This window comes from Nibricoccus aquaticus (genome assembly GCF_002310495.1).
Taxonomy (GTDB): Bacteria; Verrucomicrobiota; Verrucomicrobiia; order Opitutales; family Opitutaceae; genus Nibricoccus; species Nibricoccus aquaticus.
Genome location: NZ_CP023344.1, coordinates 2,259,527 through 2,281,117, shown reverse-complemented (window position 1 = coordinate 2,281,117; position 21,591 = coordinate 2,259,527). Strand labels below are relative to the sequence as shown.

Here is a 21,591-nt window from a genome sequence, read left to right as displayed (position 1 = left end):
AACTTTTCACGCCGCCCTCTGAACTTTCTTCGACTTCAGCCGCTTGTAGAAAGCCGAGATCGGCGGGAGAAAATTAAAGCAGTGAAAAATCAACGACGCGTGCTGCACCGGACTGCCGCGCCGGTTCACGATCGTCTTGCACTGGCTCTGCGGGAAATACGCCTGATGCGCCGACGTCATCGCGAAACGCGTGGGCGACGTTTCCGTGAGCACCGCGCTTTCCTTTTCCGCGTAGAGGATCAGCACCGGCGCCGTGCACAGCGGCAGCAGCACCTGCGAAAAATACGAACACGGCGCCTCCATTTGCCGCAACGCCGTCATCCGCTCGCACGCGCCGTTCGCGTCGATCGCCTGGATCGTGCCGATCACCGAATCGCGCAGCTGCCGGAGTTCGCCGCGCGTCATGAGCGCGCGCAGCGATTCTTTATTCTGCGCGCCCGCCTCGAACATCTTCGTGAAGATCGCGCGCGACTTCTCGATGTGCCCCGGCTGGATGCGCGCCTCGTGTTCGACATACGGCTTCACCGCGCGCCCGAGCAACGTCGAAGGCTTCGCCTCTCCGTTCGTGAGCAAATCCTCCACGCACGCGACGGGGCTGATCAGCACGAGCCCGCCGACATCGACACGACGGCCCGCGCGGCGCGCGCGCTTCAACCACTCCAGCACGAGACCCGCGCCAAAGCTCACTGCAAAAATCACCGGCGGCTTGCCGTGTTTCTCCGTCAGCTCCGCCACCAGATCGTCGAGCTGCGCGAACACCAACTCCATCGAGAACCCCAGCCGCGGATAGTTGAAATAAAACACACTCCCGTGCTTGAGCAGAAACCCGCGCATCAAAAAAACCTGCTCCGTCGCATCAGGCACAAAGCCGCCGAGCACGATGGTCGGCGTCAGCCCGCTGCGGACTTCGTGCAGAATTTCCGCGCCCTGATGCGGGCCCGCGCGCCCGCTCGCGAGGACGACTTGCTGGGCGCGATGCACGCCCGGCGTGAACAGCAGCGGCCTCGGTGGACGCAGCTTATAACCGGTTGTGCGGATCAATGTGCGCAACGGCTGCGTCGGCGACATGCGGCTGAACGCGCTGAAAAACGAGAAAGCGGGGGCGAAGGTATTCGCGTGCATGGATGCGGGTTGCTCTCGGTATGCGGCTCGTTTGCACACGCGGGCAAAGGCAAAGCCGCTGCGTCACCTCGGTTTCACCGTCGCGGCACGCAGCCGTCACATGAATGCAAAAAAGACGTCACCAGCCCGCATAAAGGCGCTCTCCAATAAACCGTTTGCACGCACGCACGCGCCGCCACCAAGCTGCGCGCGTGGCCCTGCCTCCTGTTATCTACGAAGACGAAACCATGATCGCGTTCGACAAGCCGAGCGGCCTGCTGATCGCGCCCGACCGCTGGGATAAGAAGAAGGAGAACCTCATGGGCCTTGTTCACGACAAGATGGGCCACGGCGTCGCCAACGTCCATCGCCTCGACGCCGACACCAGCGGCATTGTGCTCTGCGCGAAGACCAAGCCCGCGCTCGATTACCTGAGCGGCCAGTTCCAGAGCAAAACCGTCGGCAAACTCTATCTCGCGATCAGCGTCGTGCTGCCCGAAGACCGCGCGATGAAGCTGCCCACGCCAGTACTCCCGCGCCTGCCCGATGGCAGCCTGCCCGAGTCGTTCACGGTCGATCTCGGTCTCGGCGAAGACGAACACCACCCGGGCCACATGCGCGTCTTCCGCAAACGCGGAGGCAAGGCCAGCCTCACGGAGTTTCACGCCCGCGAACGTTTCGGAAAATACATCCTCCACGAGTGCCGCCCGCTCACGGGTCGCACGCACCAGATCCGCGTCCACCTCGCCGCCGTCGGCGCGCCCATCCTCAACGACCGCTTCTACGGCGATCCCGATGAGCTGCTGCTCCTCTCGAATTTAAAACGCGGCTACAAAGGCCGCGGCGACGAAAAGCCCCTGCTCGACCGCCTCGCCCTGCATGCCAGCGAGCTCACCGTGAAACATCCGGTGACTCGCGAGCCCGTCACGATCCGCGCGGAGAACCCGCACGAGTTCGAAGTCGCGCTCAAGTACCTGCGCAAATTCTCCGCCCGCGCTTAAGCTTATGAAAATCGCCTTCACGCAAAAAGAGTACGCCCGCCTGCTCGAGATGAGTTACCTCGCGATGTGGGTCGCCGGTTCTCACGACGAGAACAGCCCCGCCGTGCGCCGCTACGCCGAGCTCGAGCAAAAGCTCCTCGCCGCCGCCACACCGATGGGCTGCGCGGACTACGTCGAGGGCGACGCCGAATCCGGCGACCCGCTCTCTCCTTCGGCAAAATTGGAAGAGCTCGATTCGCCCGCGACCAAGGCCATCGACGCTTTTGAAGACGCCGCTTTCTGGGACGGGCTCGCCGAGCGCCTGGCCGAGCGCGACTACTCACGCGAAATCCTGAAGACACCTCTGCCGCTCAACATGAGCGACGACGCCCGCCACGAGCATCTCGCCAAACGCGTCGGCGAGCTGGAGGAAAAATACTGGGCCGAGTTTCAAAAGAGCGGCATCGACAACCTCCTCGTGCTTTTCGGCACCGACCGGCACTCGTGATCGATCGCGCATGACGCTGAGAGAACGCATCGCCCGCGAAAATATCACGCTGCGCTCGCTGCCGTGGGGCTTTCTCGCGGTCGCGGTTGCCTCGACAATTTCAATCGCGATGCCCGCGTGGCGCGAGGCGCTGCTCTACAACCGCACCGGCATCGAGGCCGGCGAGGCCTGGCGGTTGTGGACCGGAAACTTCGTTCACTTCGGCTGGCTGCACTTCGTCGCCGACACCGGCTTGTGGCTGATCATCGGCTGGTTCGTGGAGCGCGCGCACCCGACCGCCGCGCGCGTGAGCATCCCGCTCTGCGCATTGGCGGTGACCGGCGCGGTTTATTTTTTCGACCCGGAGATGATCCGCTACGCCGGGCTCTCGGGCATGAACGTCGGATTCCTCGTCTTCCTCGCGCTCACCGGCTGGCAGAAATCGTGGAAGGACTGGTTCTGGCCCGCGATCTTGGGTATCCACGTCCTGGAGCTGATCCTCGAATCGACTTGGGGACACGGCGCGATCGAGTTCGACACGCCGGGCATCCGCGTGGCGACCATCGCGCACATCGGAGGCATCGTCTTCGGAGTCGCGTTGTGGATCTGGATCAACGCACTGCGGAAACGCGCGCAGATAACATCAGCGAAGGCGTGACGCTCCAGTAGCGAGGAGCAATGGAGGCGGGGTGCATTCACCCCGGATGATGATTCCGCTTTCGATGCGAAGCGCGGTGAGGGCACCGCGCCTCCATCAAAAACGATCCGCCAGGAGCGCTCAGCTCGTCCGGCGGCGCGTGATCGCGCGTGCGCCGCACACAAAAGCGAGCGCGCCGAGGAACCAGGCGGAGGGAGAGCCGCCGCCGTCGTCAGTCGTCACGGCGGGTGCCGTGGGCGTTTCGGCGGCATTCACCGTGATGGTGACTGGCGTGCTGACGACGCCACCGGAAGGCTTGAGGACCAATACCGTGTAGATGCCTGAGTGGCCCGTCACCGCGCTGTTGACGACAAACGTGCTCTTGTCGCCGCCTGGGATGGCCACGTTGTTGAGGCGCCACTGGTACGCGGTGGCTTCGCTGGCGGTGAATCCGGTAGGCGTGGCCGAGAGCGTGAAGGCGTTACCGGCGGTGAGCGTCGTCGCGGTGGACGCGGCTGTGACGCTGGCGGTCGTTGGCGAGGTCGAGGCGGCGCCGGCGGTATTGCCCGCAGCCGACTGCAGGACGGTCATGGCGTCCGTGGAATGCATCTCGTACGAGTAGGTCGGCGTGAACACCGTGTCGGTCCCCGCTTCGGCGGTGGCCCCTGTCGAGAGGGTGGTGTTGGTGTAGAGATTATTGATAGCCCGGATCAGGCCGGTGTCGGATTTCACCAGAGGATCACGGAGGCCGATGTACTGGTTGCGTTCGCTCAGGAGCTGGGCGCTGGTCTGGACCTTGGTCGCGGCGGTGTTGGCGGTTGTGGTGGTGAGCTCGAGCGAGTTGTTATACATGTGAACGCGACCCCAAGTCGTGACCGGCATGCTCTGATCCACTCCGTCGAACCAGCGGTTGTGATGGAGCGTCACGCGGAGCGCTTTCGTCTCACCGGTGGCCGCGCCCACCGTCATGGCGTAACGATGCGTGGTCTGGGCGGCGGTGTAGTAGAATTCGCACCACGACACGGTGACGTTGTCCGCGCCCGCAGTGATATCGATGAGGCCGTCCGCACAGTCGAAGAAGGTGCAATGCGTGATGTACACGTTGGTCGCTCCGACGACGGAGATGCCGTCGCCGCCCGCATTCGGATTGGTGATATTCAGGCCGCAGATGATGACGCTGTTCACGCCGCTGGCCATTTCGAGGTTGCCGATGAGGGTGGCGTTGGCGTCGACGCCCTGAATCGTCTTGTTGGATTTAACGGCGACCTTGGTGGCCCCGAGGTTGAGGGTGCCGCTGACTCTGATGACGGCGGGGGCGGTGGACTCGGCCTGGGTGCGGAAGTCGGCGGCCGTTGTTACCGTGATCGGCGTTGCGGATCCGCCGCCGGTGGCGGCGACCGCGAAGCCGTCGGCAACGGGCAACGCGGAGGCGGAGCCCACCATGAGCGATACGGTGGAGCTCGTGGTGCTGCCTATCGAGTCGGTGACGATAACGCGGTAGGAGCCCGCGTTGCCCGCCTGTGCAGAACCGATCGTGAGGCTGGCGGCGGTGGCGCCCGCGATATTGGCGGACTCCTTCTGCCACTGATAACTCAGAGAACCGGTGCCCGTAGCCCCGACGGAGAAGGTCGCGCTGCCACCGGCATCGACAAAGACGCTGGCCGGCTGCGTCGCGATCACGGGCAACGGATTCACCACGAGCGTGGCGATGTTGCTGGTGGCGGTGGTGACGACGGCGCTTGTGTCGCTGCCGACGGTGTTCGTCACGACCACGGTATAATCAGCCGCATCGCTCGCGGAGGCGTTGAAGACCGAGTAATTCACGGCAGTGGCACCTGCGATTTCGGCGCCGTTTTTCTTCCATTGATAGGTGAGTGTCCCGGTGCCGCTGGCGACGACGCTGAAATGGACGGTCGCACCGCCAATGACCACGCGGCTGGCTGGCTGGGTCGTGATCGTTGGATCTGGGTTTACAGTGAGGATGGCGGCACTGCTGGTCGTGCTGCCACTGGTGTCGGTCACGACAACCGCGTAGTTACCGGACTGGCTGAGCGTCGTGGCGGTGATCGAATAGGTCGTGGTGGTAGCACCCGTGAGGGCAAAGCCGTCTTTTTGCCACTGGTAGGTCAATGTTCCCGTGCCGGTCGCGGCCACGCTGAATGAAACCCCCGTCCCTGCCAAGACGGTCTGGCTCACAGGCTGCGTGGTGATCGCTGGTGCGGCCGAAGCGGAGTTTATAAAGAAAACAAACGCGGCCAGGAATGCCGCTAGCGGACGAAGCATGGTCATGGGACTTAGGGTGAATCCGGCGGCGAGCGACGGGGAGGGAAACGGCCTTCGCGCGGTTTCCAGCAAAGGGCTGGAGGATAAGTAAGACCGCAGAAAAGACCTATTCATCGGAACACCCAAGCCCTGCGCATGTTCCCTCGTCAATTTTAATGAAATCCACCCGATGCCCTGCGCAGCTACCTTTTTCCCGCATCCTCCGGTTAAACGCTCGCTGTGCCGGCAATTACTCATAGCCAGGCACGGGCCGCACAGAGAGCCGGAGGCTGACGCGTAGCGATTCTCTGAATGCTTTCAGATAAAACGGAGATCATCAGCTGACCTAATCCGTCCCGCAGGAAAGCATTTTGCAATCCGTGCAAAAAGCGCAGTGGCAATATGCAATTATCCGCAGCTGGCGTTTTTTTCATTTTCCCGGCATAAACACCAGCGGATCAACGGGCCCAGCCAAATCACTGCCTTTCCGGGCACAGCCTCTGCAAAGAGTTCGGTATGGCCGCTACAACTAATGACCCCACACAACCCCGCTGCTCCACCGGCGTGGATGGCTTGGACACTATTTTAGGCGGGGGATTTCCCCGTGATCGCATCTATCTGGTCCAGGGCTCGCCGGGAGTGGGCAAGACCACGCTCGCTTTGCAGTTTTTGCTCGAGGGCGCGCGGATCGGCGAAGCCAGTTTGTACATCACTCTCTCTGAAACCAAGGATGAGCTCGACGGCGTCGCCCGCTCGCATGGCTGGAATCTCGATGGCGCCCTCACGCTCTTCGAATTGTCCGCGATGGAGGACAAGCTGAAGGGCGAAACGGAGAGCACGTTTTTCCACCCGTCCGAAGTGGAGCTGAACCGCACCACCGAAGTCATTCTTGGTGAGATCGAGCGGGTGAATCCCTCGCGGCTGGTCTTCGATTCGCTTTCAGAGATGCGCATGCTCGCCGAATCGCCGCTGCGCTATCGCCGCCAGATCCTGCGCTTGAAGCAGTTTCTCGCGGGCCGAAAATGCACGGTTTTGTTTTTGGACGACTGCGGCTCCAACGATCACGACGTCCAGAGTATCGTCCACGGCGTGGTCAACCTGACCCGCCGTTCGCCGGAATTCGGGGCGGCGCGACGCCAGGTCAACATCCAGAAAATCCGCGGAGTGAAGTTCGTGGAAGGCAACCATGACTACAACGTGGAGACCGGCGGCATGGTCGTGTTCCCGCGCCTGGTCGCCAACACGCACCGCACCGATTTCGAACAGGGGCAGTTGAAAACGGGCAACATCGCCCTCGATAAACTGCTCGGCGGCGGGATCGACTTCGGCACCAGCACGATGCTGATGGGGCCGCCCGGTTGCGGGAAATCCACGCTGGCCACCATGGTCTCGTTTGTAGCCGCGGAACGGGGACAGACGGTCTTGTTCTTCAGTTTTGACGAAATCAGCACGACTTTGCTCAGCCGGGCCGCCCAGCTCGGGATGGATCTGACAAAGCATGTCGAGAGCGGCCATGTGCGCCTCGAACAGATCGACCCGGCGGAAGTTTCGCCGGGCGAACTAGCCGACCGCATCCGGCGGGCGACGCTCGAAAAGAAGGCCCATGTGGTCGTGATCGACAGCATCAACGGCTACCTCAACGCGATGCCCGAGGAGCGGCATCTGGTGCTCCAGCTCCACGAGTTGCTGGCCTTCCTGAACCAGCAGGGTGTGATCACGCTCATGGTGCTCGCGCAGCAGGGCGTGGTGGGCCAGATGCACTCAAGCGTCGATCTTACCTACCTGGCGGACACCGTGGTGTTGCTGCGCTATTTCGAGGCGCAAGGCGCGATCCATCAGGCTATCTCCGTGATGAAAAAGCGCAGCGGAAATCACGAACGCACCATCCGCGAGTTCTCGGTCGGTCCGGGCGGTGTGGAGGTGGGCGAGCCGCTGACCAACATGCACGGCATACTCACGGGCATCCCCATTATCAGCAAATCCGCTCAACCGGAGAGAAAGCCAGAGGAGGCATGACCGCACGCGATCACAGTGTGCCCGTGAGCCCGGCCGCCGCAGAGCCGGTCGAACAACGCGTGTTGATCCTCGCGCCGACAGGAAACGACGCGCGGCTGACGCAGCGTTTTCTTAGCGATGCCGGCATCCACTCGGAAGTGGTGCGCGGCATTGCGGAGCTTTGCGCCGGCATCGACGAGGGCTGCGGCACACTCTTGATCGCGGAAGAGACGCTCGCCGCAGATACAGTGGCTCCGCTGCTGAAAACGATTTCGGAGCAGCCCTCCTGGTCCGACATCCCGCTCGTACTGATCACCAGCGGCGGAGAAACCAGTCAGACCCGGCTGCGACGCATGACCACGCTGGGGCCGGTGGGGAATGTCACGATGCTCGAACGTCCCTTCCGGCCCGTCACGTTGCTCAGCGCGATCGAGACCGCCCTGCGTGCGCGCAGGAAGCAGTATGAAGTGCGCGATCTGCTGAAGGAAGTGCAGTCCAGCGAACGCCAGGTGCAATCGGTGCTCGCCAGTATCGCCGATGGCTTTGTCGCCGTGGACAAAGAATGGCGCTTCACGTATCTGAATGCCGCGTACCTCAAGTTGATCGCGCCGCTCTACTCGTCGGCCTCGTTGCTGTTGGGCGAAAATCTGTGGGAAAAATTTCCCGATCTGCGCGGCACCTCGGTGGAGGACAACTACCGGAAGGCGATGGCCAACCAGAAGCCGGTCAGTTTCGAACTCCTCTACGAACCGATCTCCACTTGGATCGAGGTGCGGGTGTACCCCGCGCCCGACGCGCTCTCGATTTATGTGCGCGACATCACCGACCGCAAACAGAGCGAGCTGGAGGTGGCGCGCGCACGCGACGAGGCGCTGGAAGCCGCGCGTGCGAAAGACGATTTTCTCGCCGCGCTCTCCCACGAGCTGCGCACGCCGCTCAATCCGATCCTCTTGATCGCGAGCGAAGCCGCCAACGATCCCGAGCTGCCCGGGGAAGTCCGCGAAGACTTCGAGACCATCGCGCGCAACGCTACCCTGGAGGCGCGGCTCATCGACGATCTGCTCGATCTGACGCGTATCACGCACGGCAAGATGTCACTCGATAAGCGCACCATCGATCTGCACACGGTGCTGGCGGATGCGCTGGAAACCGTCTCACCCGAACTGCGGGAGAAAAAGCAGACGCTGAATGTGAGACTCGCATCGGTCGATTGTCCTATCCTCGGCGATCCGGCGCGTGTGCAGCAGATCTTTTGGAACGTGCTCAAGAATGCCGTTAAGTTCACGCCCGAGGGCGGCGCGATCACGGTGGAAACACACGGCGAGCAAAACACATCGTGGTGCGTGGTCAGAATCACCGACTCCGGCATCGGGATGACGAACGACGAACTGAGCCGCGTCTTCGACGCGTTTTCGCAGGGCAATCATGCACACAACGGCAGTTCGCATCGCTTCGGCGGACTGGGACTCGGGCTGGCCATTTCGCGGATGCTCATCGAGCTGCACGCAGGGAAAATCTCCGCTGCGAGCAAAGGGAGGGACCAGGGCTCCGTCTTCACGATCGAGTTTCCCCGGGCATCCGTGGATGAGGATTCCGGCCTGCATCCTCCCACACATCGGACCGACAAGATGCGCGCGAGCGCCCCGCCCTTTTCCTCAGGCAAGAACCGGCGCATCCTCGTGGTGGAAGATCACGTGGCCACCCGGCTTTCGCTCACCCGGCTGCTTTTGCGGCGCGGCTACACGATTGTCGAGGCAGGCACGGTCGCCGAAGCCTTGGAGCGCGCGGCTGAGGCCCGGTTCGATCTCGTGGTCTCCGACATCGGCCTGCCGGATGGCGACGGTTATTCGCTGATGAAACAGCTCCGCGAGAAACACGGACTCATCGGTATCGCGCTTTCCGGATACGGCATGGAGCAGGACATCGCCCGCGGACGCGCGGCGGGATTCACCGAGCATTTGATCAAGCCAGTGAACATCGAGTCACTGGACCGGGTGCTGCGCACGTGGGCGGAGGCGCTCCCGTAAGCGGTAGTTTCAGCTCGTGTGGCGGGCGTAGGTGGAGTCGAACTCGTCCACGAACTCGGAGAACTGCTTCGCGTGTTCTTCGTCACCCGCCGTGCGGTAGTGGTGGACGAGGTTGCGGCAGCAGCGGCAGAGGACTTCCCGGACGGGGATCGGCGCGAGATCGGCGACCTTGGGCTCGATGTGGTTGGCGCGAAGAATCATGAAGAGATCCTGCGCGCTGCGAAACGCGCCTTGTTCAAACGGGTCGATGAAGAACGGCGTTTCCTCGGTGTAGCAGCCGATCACGAAGTGGTCGGGCAGGCCGACGGGTTCGAGGCTGAGGCCGAGGCGGTGAGCGATCAGGAGATAGACGATGCTCAGAGTGATCGGTAGGCCCTTTTTGCGGGCGATGACCTGATCGAGGAAGCTGTTGAGCGGGTCGGTGTAGTTGTCGTGGTTGCCGTGGAAACCGTAGTCGTGAAAGAGCACGCGGTTAATGACGCGGCATTTTTCGCGGAGCGACATGGGCTCGACGATAAGCTCGCGGCAGCGATCGGCGATCTCGTCGAGTTGTGAGCAGCAATCGCCGATATCGAGGTCGGGGTTGACGGTGCGCGCGAGCAGGAGCGCGCCGGTTTCGAGCTCGTAATTGAGCGAGCGGATGAAGCCTTTGAACTCAATCGAGGGATCGGAAAATTTGAGCTCTTCGAGGTACCAGCGGGCGTGCCAGGCGAGGACGCGGTTTTTGCCGGCGAGGACTTCTTTGAGGAAGTGGGCGGCGGCGGTGCCGTTTTTCTGGAAGTGGCCGAGGAGCGCGCGGCGGACGGCGGGCTGGGTGTCGTCGAGCAAACTGAGGAAGGCATTTTCCATCTCAGAGTTGAGCCGGTCCGTTTTCACGATGGTAATCAGCGAAGGAGAAAATGGTTTTCTCGCAACCGAGTTATCGACACGGAAGGACTATAACTTGACGCAGGGGTGCTGAAAACCCGGCGGAAGTTTTTCTCATGCGGGCGTGGCCGCGCAAAAGAAGTCTCAAGGCAGCCGACGAGAATGTCGGCGCTCCCCGGGCTCTCAGCCTTGGAGAAGGCGGAGGACGGAGCGCGTGGACTGGTTAGCCTGCGTGAGCATGGCGGTGCCGCTCTTGGTGAGCAGATCATACTTCGCCATGCGGGTGGACTCGGTGGCGACATCGATGTCGCTGATCTTGGAGATGGTCGAGGTGAGGCTTTCACCTTCGGAGGCGAGCGCGCTGGCGACCAGTTCCAGGCGGCCGCCGACTGCGCCGAGGGTGGAGCGTTCGTCGGCGATTTCGCCGATGGCTGAATTGATGTTACCGATCGCGGCGGCGTCGGTGACGCTCATCGTGAAGACACCGGCGGCGTCTTGCTGAAACATCGAGAGCATGGCGCCGTCGCGGAGATTTGTCTCCGGAATGGTGAGACGCTGCGTGGAGGCCTGGCCGGTGGCGATGACGGTGCCGGCGGGATTGGCGCCGAAGAGGGTGCGGCCGTTAAACGTGCCGAAGGGTTTGGTGATATTGTAGGTGCCGCCGATGTCGGTCGTGTTACCGCCGATGGTGTTGCGGATCTGAGTCTGTAGCTGCTCGAACTCTTGCTGGTAGAGCGCGAGGTCGCCCGCGTTTTTCAGCGGATCGCGCGCAAGAATCGCGAGCTCGGACATGCGGCCGAGGAGGTCGCCCATGCCGTCGAGGAAGCCGTCGACGGACTGGGTGAAGGAGACGGCGTTCTGGACGTTGGTGGAGGCGGCGCCGACGCGGAGGTTTTGCGCGGAGAGTTTTTCAGCGAGCGCGGAGCCGGCGGGATCGTCGGAGGCGGCGACCATGCGGGAGCCGGAGCTGAGGCGCGCGATGGAGCGGTCCAGCAGCGTGTTCATGCGGCTGATGTTGCGCGCGTCTTGAAGCGTCTGGGTGTTGATCGGTGTGGCGCTCATCGTGCGGAGAAATCAGACGGAGGGAGGCGGGGTCTGTACGACCGGCGCGGGTACGGGGGCGGCAGGAGCCTGCGCGGCGGGTCTTTGCTGGCGGGCGAATTTGGGGAGGCCGGCAGGGAGTGCGGAGCCGGATTTGAGAGCGGCGGCCTGATTGGTCGCGGCGATCTCGGTCATGACTTCTTTGCGGAAAATCTGCACTTCGCGCGGGGCGTCGATGCCGATTTTGACGAGGTCGCCGTCGATGCGGGTGATTTTGATTTCAATGTTCCCGCCGATGACGATCGACTCGTTAACTCTGCGTGTGAGGACGAGCATGGCGGTTAGTTTTGAGTTTCGGCGGTCTGGTTCGCGACGAGCGGGTGATGAGCGCTGTAGCGGGCGTAGTTGGCAAGGATGCACTGGCGGGCGAGCCCGGTGCGGCGGTTGACGACGACGGGGCCGGCGAGGTTGACCGTGGCGGTGGCGTTGGCGCCGTGGCGGACGGTGACGATGTTGAGCACAAGCGCATCGGCCGGAGTGGCGAGGCCGAGCTGGGTGGCGTCTTCATCGAAGAGCTCCAGTTCGTAATCGGGGATGATGCCGCCGGGTTCGATGACGACGAAGTCGAGAGTGTCGGGGCCTTTCAGGCGCATCCAGACGAAGGGGAACTGGTCGGGGTCGCTGAGCAGTTCGAAGGTTTTATAGTCTTCGAAGCCGACGAGGCCTTCGGGGAGGCTGAGGTTGAGCGTGGTGGAGGCGTCGAGGTCGCTCGGGTAGATGTCTGGACTGACTTTCATGAAAAGGGAGTGCGGGAGGGGCGTGGTGAGTACGTCGGGGTGACTGGAGTATTCGGCGCGAAAAAACGTCAGATGTAGTCGAGGAGCGACATTTGGAGGATTTTCGTGGCGGAGGAAAGCGCGGCTTCGTACGCGGTGGCGGTCTGGCTGAGGCGGACAACGGTGGTGGCCAGGTCGGAGTCGGCGTCTTGAGAGACGAGGGTCTCGATATTTTGCGCGCGGGTTTCCTGCTGTTTTTTGTTCACCTCGATGCGAAGCTCGATGGCGCCGTGTTCGCTGAGGGCGTTGACGAGGAGGTTTTCGGAGGTTTCGAGAGCGGGTTGTGCGGCGGAGACGGTGGCGCTGCTGCCGGTATTGAGGGCGTCGCGCAGGGCGATGAGGTTATTGATGAAGCCGCCCATGCCGGTGTTGGTGGCGCTGGTGGTGCCGGGGGCGATGCTGGAGTATTCGGAGAGCTGGACGGTGCCTTGGGAGGTGTTGCCGGCATAGGTGACGGCGAGGAGGTTGCCGTTGGCGTCGCGGTTGGTGTCGTCGTAGGGCTGGGTGGTGACGGCGGTACCGGCGAAGAGGTAGTCGTTGCGGAACTTGGTGTTTCCGAGCTGCACGGCCTGCTCGATGAGCTGGTTGACCTCCTTGGCGTAGGCTTTGAAGGCGTCGGGGCTGGAGGCGCCAGCACCGAGGGTGACGAGCTCGCCGGCGCGGTCGGAGATTTTTTTCATCTCGTTGATGCCGGCGTAGGAGGACTGGGAGACTTCGAGGGCGCGGGTGGCGTTGCTCTGGAACTGCGTGATCTGGCGGCGCTCCGTCTCAAGGCCGAGGATACGGCCGACGGCGGCGGGGTCGTCCTCGGGCTGGAAGATGCGCTGGCCGGTGGCGGCCTGGGTCTGGAGCATGGACTGGCGCTGGCTGAGCTTGGTGAGCTGGGCGAGGACAGCCTCGGAGGCGGTGTTGGTGGCGATGCGCATGACCGGATGAAGGTTGAAGGCTTAAAGAAAAAGGAGGGGCACTCAGCCGACGCCGAGGCGGTTGACGATGGTGTCGAGGAGTTCGTCGATGACCTGGATCACGCGCGAGGAGGCCTGGAAGGAGCGCTGATATTTCATGAGGTCGGTCATTTCCTCGTCGAGGGAGACGCCGCTGACGCCGTCGCGCTGGGTGCGGACGAGGTTCTCGATGTTGGTCTGCTCGGTGACGCGGGAATTGGTGGTGGAGAGCGTCTGGCCGAAGTTGGCGACGGTCGTGGAGTAGAACTGGCTGAAAGTGCCGTCGATGGCGTCGCCGCCAGAGGTGGAGAAGGACGTGTTGGCGAGATTGGCGACGGCCTTGGCGATGTTGTTGTCGCCTGCGGCGCCCGTGGGCGTCGTGGCTTTGAGCGTCGTGGCATTGAGGCCGGTTGCGAGCGAGATGGTGCCGGCGGTGACACCCGCAGCGTTGAAAAAGGTGCCGCCTGAAGGGGCGTAGGCGGCGTTGACGGACGTGACGAGCTGACTGGCGAGGGCATCCAGATTATCGCGGAGATCCTGCACGCCGGTATCGCGGGCGATGATGGCACCCTTGATCGAGCCGCCGGTGACATTGAGTGCGGTGGAAGGAGTGCCGCCAGAAATGGTGGCGCCGCTGAGGGAAAGCGGGCCGGCAACGGTGGCGAGATTAACGAGGACGACGGGATTGCCGCTGCCATCGCGGGCGAGAACGTTGATCTGACCGGAGCCGGCGGGATCGGGCTGGGTTTCGAAGGAGATTTTTTTGGAGAGTTCTTCGAGCTGGGCCTGGCGCTGGTCGCGAAGATCGACGGCGGTGCCGGGGGCGTTGATCTCGAAGCGGCCGATCTGGGCGTTAAGCTCGGCGATGGAGGAAAGGATGCGGTTGGCATCATCCACGTCAGCGGAAGCCTGGAAGGTGAGGTCAGACTGGACCTCGGCGAGGCGGTTATCGGTGATCTGGATACGGTCGGTGAGGACGCCAGCCTTCTGGATGAGCGTCTGTTTCTCGCCGGGATCGGTGGGGCGGGCGGCGAAGCTCTGGAAGGAGTTGAAAAAATCGCTGAGGGATTCGGAGATGCCGCTGCCGGAGCCGGCGGCGCCGGTGGTGTCAGTCTCGCCGGCGCGGTCGATGGACTGGCCGAGACCGGCCTGGGCTTTTTGGTAGGCGGCCTGCTGGGTTTCGTAGGAAGACTTCAGGGAGTTTTCGCGCACGACCTGGCGGTCGAGGAGGAAGTCGCGCATCTGCTCGATCTGCTTGGCTTCGAGGCCGAGCGATTGAGCGCCGAGAGGAGTCTGCACCGTGCCGCGGTCGCCATAGACGATGCGCTGGCGGGCGTAGTTGGGGTTGTTGACGTTCGCGAGGTTGCGCCCGGCGGTCTCAATGGCGCGGGACTGCGCATTGAGGGCTTTGATGCCATTGGAAAGTGCTCCGAAAAGGCCGGACATAAAAGAAGAACGAAGGGTGAGGAGTGAAAATTGAAACCGGACCGATCAGCCGGCGGCCTGCCAGGCGGGCGAGGAGGCGTGGGCCACGGCTCCAGAGGGCGAATACGTCTTGGTGAAGCTGTCGGGGCGCAACATGCGCAGGACTTCTTCGTGGGCCTCGACGGTGCGGGCGAGCATGACCTGGTTCTGGCGCGCGCCGCGGCGCACGCGGTGGATGAGGTGGTTGATCTCGTCGATGAGGGCGATGATGAGCGGATGGACCTCGGCGGGGAAGTGGTGGATGAGCTGGCGGAGCGTGGAGTCTTTGGGCTCGGCAATGGAAGAGGCGAAGCGGCGGACGGCCTGTTCGCGGTGTTCGCGGACGTCGTGCGCGCGGCGGACCTGTTCCTCGAGCGAATTAGCGAGGGCGAGGACGGCGTCGGCGTCGCGGCGGAGGAGGTTGGCCTGCTGGTCTTCGAAGAGACCGAGGAGGGCTCCGTATTCCTGCAGCTCGTTGCGCAGGCATTCAGTGATAAATTCCCAGGATGTACTCACGGTGATTCAGTGGATGAGGTTAAAGGTTTGAAAAGGGACTTGGAGGAAAGGGGGGCGGCGGTGATGGCCTGCGCTTGCGAGGAAGAGCCTTCATTGCGGGCGGTGAATTCTCTCTGGAGCATTTTGCCGAGTCCGAGGCCGCCGGCTTTGGAGAGGCTGTCGGCGAGGACTTCGGTGAGCATCTGCGCGTAAACGCCAGCGCCGCTGCTGCCGCCGGCACCTTCGCCGCCGCCCATGCCGCCGGACATGATCGGCTCGATGCTGGGGGCGAGGAGCTGGCGCATGATGATAGCTTCGAATTGCTCGGCGGCTTTTTTGACGTCGGCCGGAGTGGTGGCGCGGGATTTGTTATTCGCGCCGAGCGCGGCGAGTTCGCCCGGAGCGGCATACTCGATGGCGGCGGCGGCGCTGGCGGCCGTGTGATTGCTGATGGCGGCGACGCTCATGGATCAGTTGATGACGAGCTCGGCCTGGAGGGCGCCGGCGCGTTTGAGCGTTTGGAAGATGGACATCATCTCGCGGGTGGAGACACCGAGGGCGTTGAGGCCGGCGGCGAGGCGATCGACCGTCGGCAAGTCCTCGACGACGACCAGCCGGCCCTTCTTTTCGACGACGGTGGTTTGCGTGCTTTCGGTGACGGCGGTCTGGCCGCCCTTGCTGAGAGCGTTGGGCTGGGAGACGTCGAGATTGGAGGTGACGTTGATGACGAGGGAGCCGTGACTGATCGCGACTTTGGAAATGTGGACCGTCGAGGTGGCGACGATGGTGCCGGTGCGCTCGTTAATGACGACGCGGGCGTTGGAATCGGGTGTGACTTCGATCGCGCCCACGTCGGCGAGGAAGGCGACCTCGTGGCCGGCGTATCTTTCGGGCAACTTCACGGAGATGCTGGCGGCGTCGGAAGCGGAGGCGGCAGCCGGGAAGAGAGCATTGATGGCTTTCGCCATGCGGGAGGCCGAGGTAAAGTCGGGGTTACGCAGCTGGAGGGAGAGGATGCCGTCGCGCACGAAGGTGGCGGGGATCTCGCGCTCGACGATGGCGCCGTTGCTGATCTGGCCGACGGTGGGATGATTTTTCTGGACGGTGGCGCCGCCGGGACCGCCGGAGCCGCCGATGAAACCGCCCACGGCGATGGGGCCCTGAGCGACAGCGTACACACGACCGTCGGCACCTACGAGAGGGGTCTGGAGCAGCACACCGCCTTGAAGAGATTTAGCATCGCCGAGGGAGGCGACGGTGACGTCGATGCGGCTGCCGTTCTTCATGAAGGCGGCGATGTCGGCCGTGATCATGACGGCGGCGACGTTCTTGGCTTTCACCTGATCGGGGGCGACGGTGATGCCGTAACGCTGAAGGGCGTTGGCGACGGAGCGGAGAGTGGTGACGGCGTTACTGTCGCCGTCGCCAGCGAGACCGACAACGAGGCCGTAGCCGACGAGTTGATTATCGCGGCTGCCCTCGACCTGGGTGAGGTCTTTGACGCGGGAGGCGTGGGCGGCGGGCGCGGCGGCAAGGGCGATGGCGATCAGGGCAATGACCAGTGACCAATGACCAGTGACCAATGAAGAAAAGCGGGACATGGCGGGTGAAGCGCGAGCGGTTAAAAGGGGCGGAGCTTGTCGGCGAGTTTGAGGAGCCAGCTCTTTTTCTGGGCGTCGGTGAGGCTGCCCTCGCTGATGAACTCGATGCGGGAACCGGCGATGTTCGTGGATGCGATGGTATTCGCATTCGTGATATCGTCGGGGCGGATGATGCCATGGAGGACGATGTACTGGGTTTCGCCGGAGAAGGTGACGACGCGCACGCCCTCGATCACGAGATTGCCGTTGGGAAGGACGTCGGAGACGAGGACGGCGGCGCGAGCGGAGAGGCTCTGAGAGTTGGCGACCTGGCCGCCACCGGAGAAGGAGCTGCCAGCAGACAGGCTGGTGGACGGGAGCGCGCCGTTATGCGTGCCGAGGCGGCTGCCGGGGAAGAGGAAAGAGGAGACGCTGGCGTCGAGGCTGCCGTCTTTGTTGGTCTGCTTGCTTTGCGAAGACTGGGTGGCGTTGGTCTCGGCGACGATGATGGTGACGATGTCTCCCACGCGGCTGGCCTTGCGGTCAGCGAACATGGAGCGCTCGTTGGTGGCAGGGGCGGTCCAGAGGGAGTCGGCCGAGGCGAGCGCCGGAGTGAGCGCGCAGAGGAGGGAAAGTGAGCGGGGAAATTTCATGGTAAACGCGGCGGGGCTTAGAAGCGGATCTGGGCGCGGGAGTCGGCGACCACCAGGGCGTTGAATTCTTTTTTCGAATCGATGTTGCGAACCTTCACGGTTTCGCCGGCGGCGCCGTTTTCCATGGCGAGGGCCTTCATGGTGATGGAGAGGGTGCCGTCGATGGCGGCGACCTCGATGACCTGGCCCTTGCGGACGAGGGAACGGCGGGAGATGTCGCGCCAGGTGAGTATCCGATTGGCGGGCACGGCGCGGTTAAAGGTGTAGTCGGCGCAGGACTCGGTGACGGCGATGGCATCGCGCTCGCGCAGGACATCGGCGCGGCGGGTATCGAGCTGGACGGGGTCGAAAGAGGCATCACGCACTGAAGGAGCGCGGGTGGCCCAGACCTCGCGGGAAAGCTGGGCGCGAAGGACGAGCGTGTGCTCGACGGGGTCGGCCGTGCCGACGCGGATGCGGACGATCATGGAAGAGGCAAGCACGGCGGGATATTCGATGGCCTCGACAGGCAGCGGAGTGGTCGAAGCGGGCAGCGAGAGCGGGCGGACGGATTCGAGCTGGAGATCACCATCGGCGCGGAAGTGAGCGGAGAGCTGGGCGGCGACGTCGGCGAGCAAGGCGGTACGGAGCGTGGCGGCGGGAAGATCGGCTGTAGCAGAGTTCTGGGCACGCGCGGCGGGGACAGCGGCCGAGAAGAGCGAGAAGGTGAGCAACAGGGAGACGAGGAAAGGGGCGAGAGGGCGGGAGTTCATGGCGGCGGCGTTTTATCAGCGTTTGAGCTGGGCGAGGTTCTGGAGCATCTCGTCCGAGGTCTGGATGGACTTGCTGTTAATTTCGTAGGCGCGCTGGGCGACGATGAGGTTCACCATTTCCTCCACGATGTTCACGTTGGAGGTCTCGATGTAGCCCTGGCGGGTGGTGCCGAAACCTTGTTCGCCGGGAGCGCCGGATTCTGGGGTGCCGCTGGCGGGAGTTTCTTCGTAGAGGTTGCCGCCGAGGCTGCGAAGGCCGGCGGGGTTGGCGAAGCGGGTGAGCGAGAGGCGGAAAGTCTGCGCGCCGGAAGGACCGTTGTAAGTGACGTCGCCGTTGTCGGTCACGGTGACATCGGTGGTTCCGGCGGGAACGGGCTGAAAACCGCTGAGGACGGGGAGGCCGTCGCTGGTCGTGATCTGGCCGGTGGGGGAAAGTTTGAGTCCGCCGTCGCGGGTATAGGCGAGTGTACCGTCGGCTTTCTGAACCTCGAAGAAGCCTTCGCCTTGAATGGCGATGTCGAATTTTTCGCCGCTTTGTGTGAGCTGGCCCTGGGTGAAAACCTTCGAGGTGGCAGCGACGCGGGAGCCGTTACCGATTTCAATGCCCGTGGGGACCATGTTACCGCCGCCCGACTCGGCGCCAGCAGCGCGGGGCTTTTGGTAGAGGAGATCTTGAAACTCGATCTTGCTGCGCTTGAAGCCGGCGGTGTTCACGTTCGCGAGGTTGTTCGCGATCGTATTCAAGTTTTGCTGCTGGGCTTCCATGCCGGTGGCGGCGGAGTAGAGAGAAAGATTCATGGCGGCGGGCGGTGGAGTTGCTGAAAGTGGAGCGGGTCAGGTACGCGTAGCGGCGGTGGCGCAGGGTCAGCCGAGAGATTCGATGGCGCGGCCAAGGATCTGGTCCTGGGTGGTCATGCTTTTTTGGTTGGCCTCGTAAGCACGAGCGATCTGCACAAGGGCGATCATTTCCTGCATCGGGGTGACGTTGCTGCCTTCGAGGTGACCCTGGATGATGAGGAAGTTATCGACCTCTTTCACTTTGGCACCTTCCACGAGCTCGAAGGCGCCCGCGGCGACGGGAGTGAAGTCTTCAGGTTTTTCGAAATTTTTCAGCCCTAGCCGGCCTATCTGGGTCGAGCCCTGTACGAGGAGTCCGTCCTCGACGATGGTGAGATCACCGGCACCGGGAATCAGTTGAACGGCATTGCCGTCGGCATTGAGAAGTTCGAAGCCATCGCGAGAGACTAGTTTGCGCTCGGGGCTGATATGAAACGTGCCTTCGCGGGTGTAGGTGAGACTGCCGTCGGGGCGCTTTAGCTCGAAAAAGCCTTCGCCCTCGATGGCGAAGTCGAGAGGCCGCTGCGTAGGGAAATTTTCGCCGTGCTGAAAGCTGATGCCGTGGGTGGCTTTGGGGAAAAGGGGCTGCGGTGAGTCGCTGCTGCCGATTTTGTTTTTGCCGGGATTGGCCTGGATCGCACCCATTTCGACACCCGAGAACTCGACCGTGCGTTTGCGGTAGCCGGTGACCTGGCTGGCGGTGACGTTTTGCGCGGTAACATCCTGCCAGCGCTCGAGGGCGGTGAGGGAAGCTGCACTTTGGTAGACGCCGATGTTCATGTAGGGACTCTTCCCTAGCAATGCCGATGCCAGCTTCATTAGTCGTTACTGTACAAGGATCTTACGTTTCACTAAAAAATGCGGGCAACATTTGCCGACCGGGTGACAACCCCTAGGTGGCAGCAATTGCCGCGTGGGGGTTTCGCGATGCAAACGCGTCATTGGCATCGCGCTGCGGAGTACGCGCGGCAACGCGGACGGTGCGTGGAAATACGCGTTGAAGAACCGGCGGCGTGTACTGTACGGACTTGGACTCAGTTGTCTCCAGTGCGTGTCGCGAGGATTCCGCAATCCTCGCACTCACACGTCCCTACTCGGCCGTAATCCTAAAACCTGCTTCCACATGCGAACACCCTCCCCTGCCCGCAACCGATTGATCTCTCTTTGCTGCGCGACACTCGTGGCGTTTTCCGCCGTTGCGGTCACCAGCGCGCAAAACTCTGCGCCCGCAGTCTCTCCCGCCGCTAGCGCAGCCGACTCCAGCCTCACCGCCGCTTACTGGGCCGAGGCCGATGTGATCCTCGCGCGCATCCAAGCGCCGGCGTTTCCCGCCCGCGATTTTGTTATCACAGCGGCTGAGTTTGGTGCCGTGGCCGACGGCAAAACGCTCGCGACCGCCGCCATTCGCAAAGCCATCGAGGCCGCGCACGCCGCCGGCGGTGGACGCGTGGTGATCCCGGCGGGCGTGTTCGCCACCGGCGCGATTCACCTTAAGAGCAACGTCAACCTGCACGTCTCCGAGGGTGCCACGCTCGCCTTCTCGACCGACCCGAAGGACTACCTCCCCGCCGTTTTCACGCGCTGGGAAGGCATGGAGTGCATGGGGTATTCGCCGCTCATCTACGCTTTCGAGCAGGAGAACATCGCCGTCACCGGCAAAGGCATACTCGACGGCCGCGCTACGACTCAGAATTGGTGGCCTTGGAAGGGTAACGCCGAAGGTGGCTGGAAAAAGGGTATGCCTCACCAGGCGGAAGCCCGCAAAAAACTCGAAGAGATGTGCGACGCCGGCGTGCCGGTTGAGAAACGCCTCTTCGCCGAGGGCTCCTACCTGCGCCCGATGTTCATCCAGCCGTACCGCTCGAAAAACGTGCTCATCGAAGGCGTCACCATCCTCAACTCGCCCATGTGGGAAATCCATCCCGTGCTCTGCACCAACGTCACCGTGCGCGGCGTGAAGATCAAAACCCACGGCCCCAACAACGACGGCTGCAATCCTGAGTCGTCCAAAGACGTGCTCATCGAGGACACGATTTTCGACACGGGCGACGACTGCATCGCCATCAAGTCCGGTCGCAACACCGACGGACGCCGCCTCAACATTCCCTCGGAAAACATCATCATTCGTAACTGCAAGATGGTCGAAGGCCACGGCGGCGTCGTCATCGGCAGCGAGATCTCCGGCGGCGCCCGCAACGTCTTCGTCGAAAACTGCGAAATGAGCAGCCCCGAGCTCGACCGCGCGCTCCGCTTCAAGACCAACTCCCACCGCGGCGGCACCATCGAAAACGTGTACGTGCGCAACGTGAAGGTCGGCCAAGTGAAGCAGGCCGTGATCCTTGCCGACTTTTTCTACGAGGAAGGCGACACCGGCAAATTTGACCCGATTCTCCGCAACGTCGTCGTCGAAAATCTCACCGCAGGCAAAGCCCCGCACGCGCTCTTCCTGCGCGGCTACGCCCGCACACCGATCGGCAGCATCAAGCTCATCAACTGTCGCTTTGAGGGCGTGACCAAGCCCTCGGTCATCAGCCACGTGGCCTCGATCGAGATGATCAACTGCTTCGAGAACACCGGCGCGAAGACCGACGAGTGGGGCAACCCGCTGAAGTGAGCCGGCGCTAACGCCGTAA

General features: G+C 62.9%; 21 protein-coding genes. 6 read left to right on the top strand and 15 right to left on the bottom strand.

Annotated features, from left to right (window positions below; translation table 11 throughout):
• Positions 1-6: 6 nt before the first annotated feature.
• Positions 7-1,122, bottom strand: coding sequence for a lipase family protein (locus tag CMV30_RS09250; RefSeq protein WP_096055757.1), 1,116 nt, complete (start codon positions 1,120-1,122; stop codon positions 7-9).
• A 191-nt stretch (positions 1,123-1,313) separates the two neighbouring features.
• On the opposite strand from CMV30_RS09250, the gene CMV30_RS09245 reads away from it, so the two are divergent.
• The 3 genes from CMV30_RS09245 to rrtA are packed head-to-tail and all read left to right on the top strand — an operon-like array spanning position 1,314 to position 3,226.
• Entirely contained in the window at positions 1,314-2,102 is a 789-nt protein-coding gene (locus tag CMV30_RS09245) for an RluA family pseudouridine synthase (RefSeq protein WP_245844447.1), read from the top strand.
• A 4-nt stretch (positions 2,103-2,106) separates the two neighbouring features.
• Entirely contained in the window at positions 2,107-2,589 is a 483-nt protein-coding gene (locus CMV30_RS09240) for a hypothetical protein (RefSeq protein ID WP_096055756.1), read from the top strand.
• Between the two features lie 10 nt (positions 2,590-2,599).
• Positions 2,600-3,226 (top strand): rhombosortase, encoded by a 627-nt coding sequence (gene rrtA / locus CMV30_RS09235; RefSeq protein WP_096055755.1) that lies wholly within the window; start codon positions 2,600-2,602, stop codon positions 3,224-3,226.
• 120 nt (positions 3,227-3,346) lie between these two features.
• Here rrtA and CMV30_RS09230 read toward each other — a convergent pair whose 3' ends face one another.
• Positions 3,347-5,359 (bottom strand): immunoglobulin domain-containing protein, encoded by a 2,013-nt coding sequence (locus CMV30_RS09230; RefSeq protein WP_281254890.1) that lies wholly within the window; start codon positions 5,357-5,359, stop codon positions 3,347-3,349.
• Positions 5,360-5,983: 624 nt separating this feature from the next.
• Between CMV30_RS09230 and CMV30_RS09225 the strand changes: the two genes are divergently transcribed.
• Together CMV30_RS09225 and CMV30_RS09220 are read left to right on the top strand one after the other, a co-directional pair.
• Positions 5,984-7,483, top strand: coding sequence for an ATPase domain-containing protein (locus tag CMV30_RS09225; protein WP_096055753.1), 1,500 nt, complete (start codon positions 5,984-5,986; stop codon positions 7,481-7,483).
• A 23-nt stretch (positions 7,484-7,506) separates the two neighbouring features.
• Positions 7,507-9,489 (top strand): hybrid sensor histidine kinase/response regulator, encoded by a 1,983-nt coding sequence (locus CMV30_RS09220; protein ID WP_175414802.1) that lies wholly within the window; start codon positions 7,507-7,509, stop codon positions 9,487-9,489.
• Between the two features lie 9 nt (positions 9,490-9,498).
• Here the strand turns inward: CMV30_RS09220 and CMV30_RS09215 are convergent, their stop codons facing one another.
• From CMV30_RS09215 to CMV30_RS09155, 13 genes are all read right to left on the bottom strand, one after another.
• Positions 9,499-10,365 (bottom strand): transglutaminase-like domain-containing protein, encoded by an 867-nt coding sequence (locus CMV30_RS09215; RefSeq protein ID WP_138223209.1) that lies wholly within the window; start codon positions 10,363-10,365, stop codon positions 9,499-9,501.
• A gap of 174 nt (positions 10,366-10,539) precedes the next feature.
• Positions 10,540-11,418, bottom strand: a complete 879-nt coding sequence (locus CMV30_RS09210; RefSeq protein ID WP_096055750.1) for a flagellin — start codon at positions 11,416-11,418, stop codon at positions 10,540-10,542.
• Positions 11,419-11,430: 12 nt separating this feature from the next.
• Positions 11,431-11,733: a carbon storage regulator CsrA gene (gene csrA / locus CMV30_RS09205; RefSeq protein WP_096055749.1), complete on the bottom strand. Its 303-nt coding sequence runs from the start codon at positions 11,731-11,733 to the stop codon at positions 11,431-11,433.
• Positions 11,734-11,738: 5 nt separating this feature from the next.
• Positions 11,739-12,194 (bottom strand): flagellar assembly protein FliW, encoded by a 456-nt coding sequence (fliW, locus tag CMV30_RS09200; protein WP_096055748.1) that lies wholly within the window; start codon positions 12,192-12,194, stop codon positions 11,739-11,741.
• 68 nt (positions 12,195-12,262) lie between these two features.
• Entirely contained in the window at positions 12,263-13,159 is an 897-nt protein-coding gene (locus CMV30_RS09195) for a flagellin N-terminal helical domain-containing protein (protein ID WP_096055747.1), read from the bottom strand.
• 42 nt (positions 13,160-13,201) lie between these two features.
• Complete coding sequence (flgK, locus tag CMV30_RS09190) at positions 13,202-14,623, bottom strand: flagellar hook-associated protein FlgK (protein ID WP_096055746.1); 1,422 nt, start codon at positions 14,621-14,623, stop codon at positions 13,202-13,204.
• A gap of 45 nt (positions 14,624-14,668) precedes the next feature.
• A complete protein-coding gene (locus CMV30_RS09185) occupies positions 14,669-15,157 on the bottom strand; it encodes a flagellar protein FlgN (protein WP_175414801.1) in 489 nt (162 codons plus the stop codon).
• Complete coding sequence (locus CMV30_RS09180; RefSeq protein WP_096055744.1) at positions 15,154-15,603, bottom strand: rod-binding protein; 450 nt, start codon at positions 15,601-15,603, stop codon at positions 15,154-15,156. The genes CMV30_RS09185 and CMV30_RS09180 overlap by 4 nt, the downstream gene beginning before the upstream one ends.
• 3 nt (positions 15,604-15,606) lie before the next feature.
• A complete protein-coding gene (locus CMV30_RS09175) occupies positions 15,607-16,737 on the bottom strand; it encodes a flagellar basal body P-ring protein FlgI (protein ID WP_096055743.1) in 1,131 nt (376 codons plus the stop codon).
• Positions 16,738-16,757: 20 nt separating this feature from the next.
• Positions 16,758-17,369 (bottom strand): flagellar basal body L-ring protein FlgH, encoded by a 612-nt coding sequence (locus CMV30_RS09170; protein ID WP_096055742.1) that lies wholly within the window; start codon positions 17,367-17,369, stop codon positions 16,758-16,760.
• Between the two features lie 17 nt (positions 17,370-17,386).
• Positions 17,387-18,121: a flagellar basal body P-ring formation chaperone FlgA gene (flgA, locus tag CMV30_RS09165; RefSeq protein WP_096055741.1), complete on the bottom strand. Its 735-nt coding sequence runs from the start codon at positions 18,119-18,121 to the stop codon at positions 17,387-17,389.
• Between the two features lie 15 nt (positions 18,122-18,136).
• Positions 18,137-18,919, bottom strand: a complete 783-nt coding sequence (gene flgG / locus CMV30_RS09160) for a flagellar basal-body rod protein FlgG (protein WP_096055740.1) — start codon at positions 18,917-18,919, stop codon at positions 18,137-18,139.
• A gap of 66 nt (positions 18,920-18,985) precedes the next feature.
• Positions 18,986-19,777 (bottom strand): flagellar hook-basal body protein, encoded by a 792-nt coding sequence (locus tag CMV30_RS09155; RefSeq protein WP_096055739.1) that lies wholly within the window; start codon positions 19,775-19,777, stop codon positions 18,986-18,988.
• A gap of 304 nt (positions 19,778-20,081) precedes the next feature.
• Between CMV30_RS09155 and CMV30_RS09150 the strand changes: the two genes are divergently transcribed.
• The gene (locus CMV30_RS09150) at positions 20,082-21,572 is read left to right on the top strand and encodes a glycoside hydrolase family 28 protein (protein WP_096055738.1); all 1,491 of its coding nucleotides are present in this window, start codon (positions 20,082-20,084) and stop codon (positions 21,570-21,572) included.
• Positions 21,573-21,591 lie beyond the last annotated feature (19 nt).

Coding starts and splice junctions, on each gene's coding strand:
- fliW (WP_096055748.1), bottom strand. CDS start 12,194: ATGAAAGTCAGTCCAGACATCTACCCGAGCGACCTCGACGCCTCCACC.
- flgK (WP_096055746.1), bottom strand. CDS start 14,623: ATGTCCGGCCTTTTCGGAGCACTTTCCAATGGCATCAAAGCCCTCAAT.
- rrtA (WP_096055755.1), top strand. CDS start 2,600: ATGACGCTGAGAGAACGCATCGCCCGCGAAAATATCACGCTGCGCTCG.
- flgA (WP_096055741.1), bottom strand. CDS start 18,121: ATGAACTCCCGCCCTCTCGCCCCTTTCCTCGTCTCCCTGTTGCTCACC.
- CMV30_RS09250 (WP_096055757.1), bottom strand. CDS start 1,122: ATGCACGCGAATACCTTCGCCCCCGCTTTCTCGTTTTTCAGCGCGTTC.
- csrA (WP_096055749.1), bottom strand. CDS start 11,733: ATGCTCGTCCTCACACGCAGAGTTAACGAGTCGATCGTCATCGGCGGG.
- CMV30_RS09225 (WP_096055753.1), top strand. CDS start 5,984: ATGGCCGCTACAACTAATGACCCCACACAACCCCGCTGCTCCACCGGC.
- CMV30_RS09195 (WP_096055747.1), bottom strand. CDS start 13,159: ATGCGCATCGCCACCAACACCGCCTCCGAGGCTGTCCTCGCCCAGCTC.
- CMV30_RS09150 (WP_096055738.1), top strand. CDS start 20,082: ATGCGAACACCCTCCCCTGCCCGCAACCGATTGATCTCTCTTTGCTGC.
- CMV30_RS09240 (WP_096055756.1), top strand. CDS start 2,107: ATGAAAATCGCCTTCACGCAAAAAGAGTACGCCCGCCTGCTCGAGATG.
- CMV30_RS09180 (WP_096055744.1), bottom strand. CDS start 15,603: ATGAGCGTCGCCGCCATCAGCAATCACACGGCCGCCAGCGCCGCCGCC.
- CMV30_RS09155 (WP_096055739.1), bottom strand. CDS start 19,777: ATGAAGCTGGCATCGGCATTGCTAGGGAAGAGTCCCTACATGAACATC.
- CMV30_RS09170 (WP_096055742.1), bottom strand. CDS start 17,369: ATGAAATTTCCCCGCTCACTTTCCCTCCTCTGCGCGCTCACTCCGGCG.
- CMV30_RS09175 (WP_096055743.1), bottom strand. CDS start 16,737: ATGTCCCGCTTTTCTTCATTGGTCACTGGTCATTGGTCACTGGTCATT.
- flgG (WP_096055740.1), bottom strand. CDS start 18,919: ATGAATCTTTCTCTCTACTCCGCCGCCACCGGCATGGAAGCCCAGCAG.
- CMV30_RS09210 (WP_096055750.1), bottom strand. CDS start 11,418: ATGAGCGCCACACCGATCAACACCCAGACGCTTCAAGACGCGCGCAAC.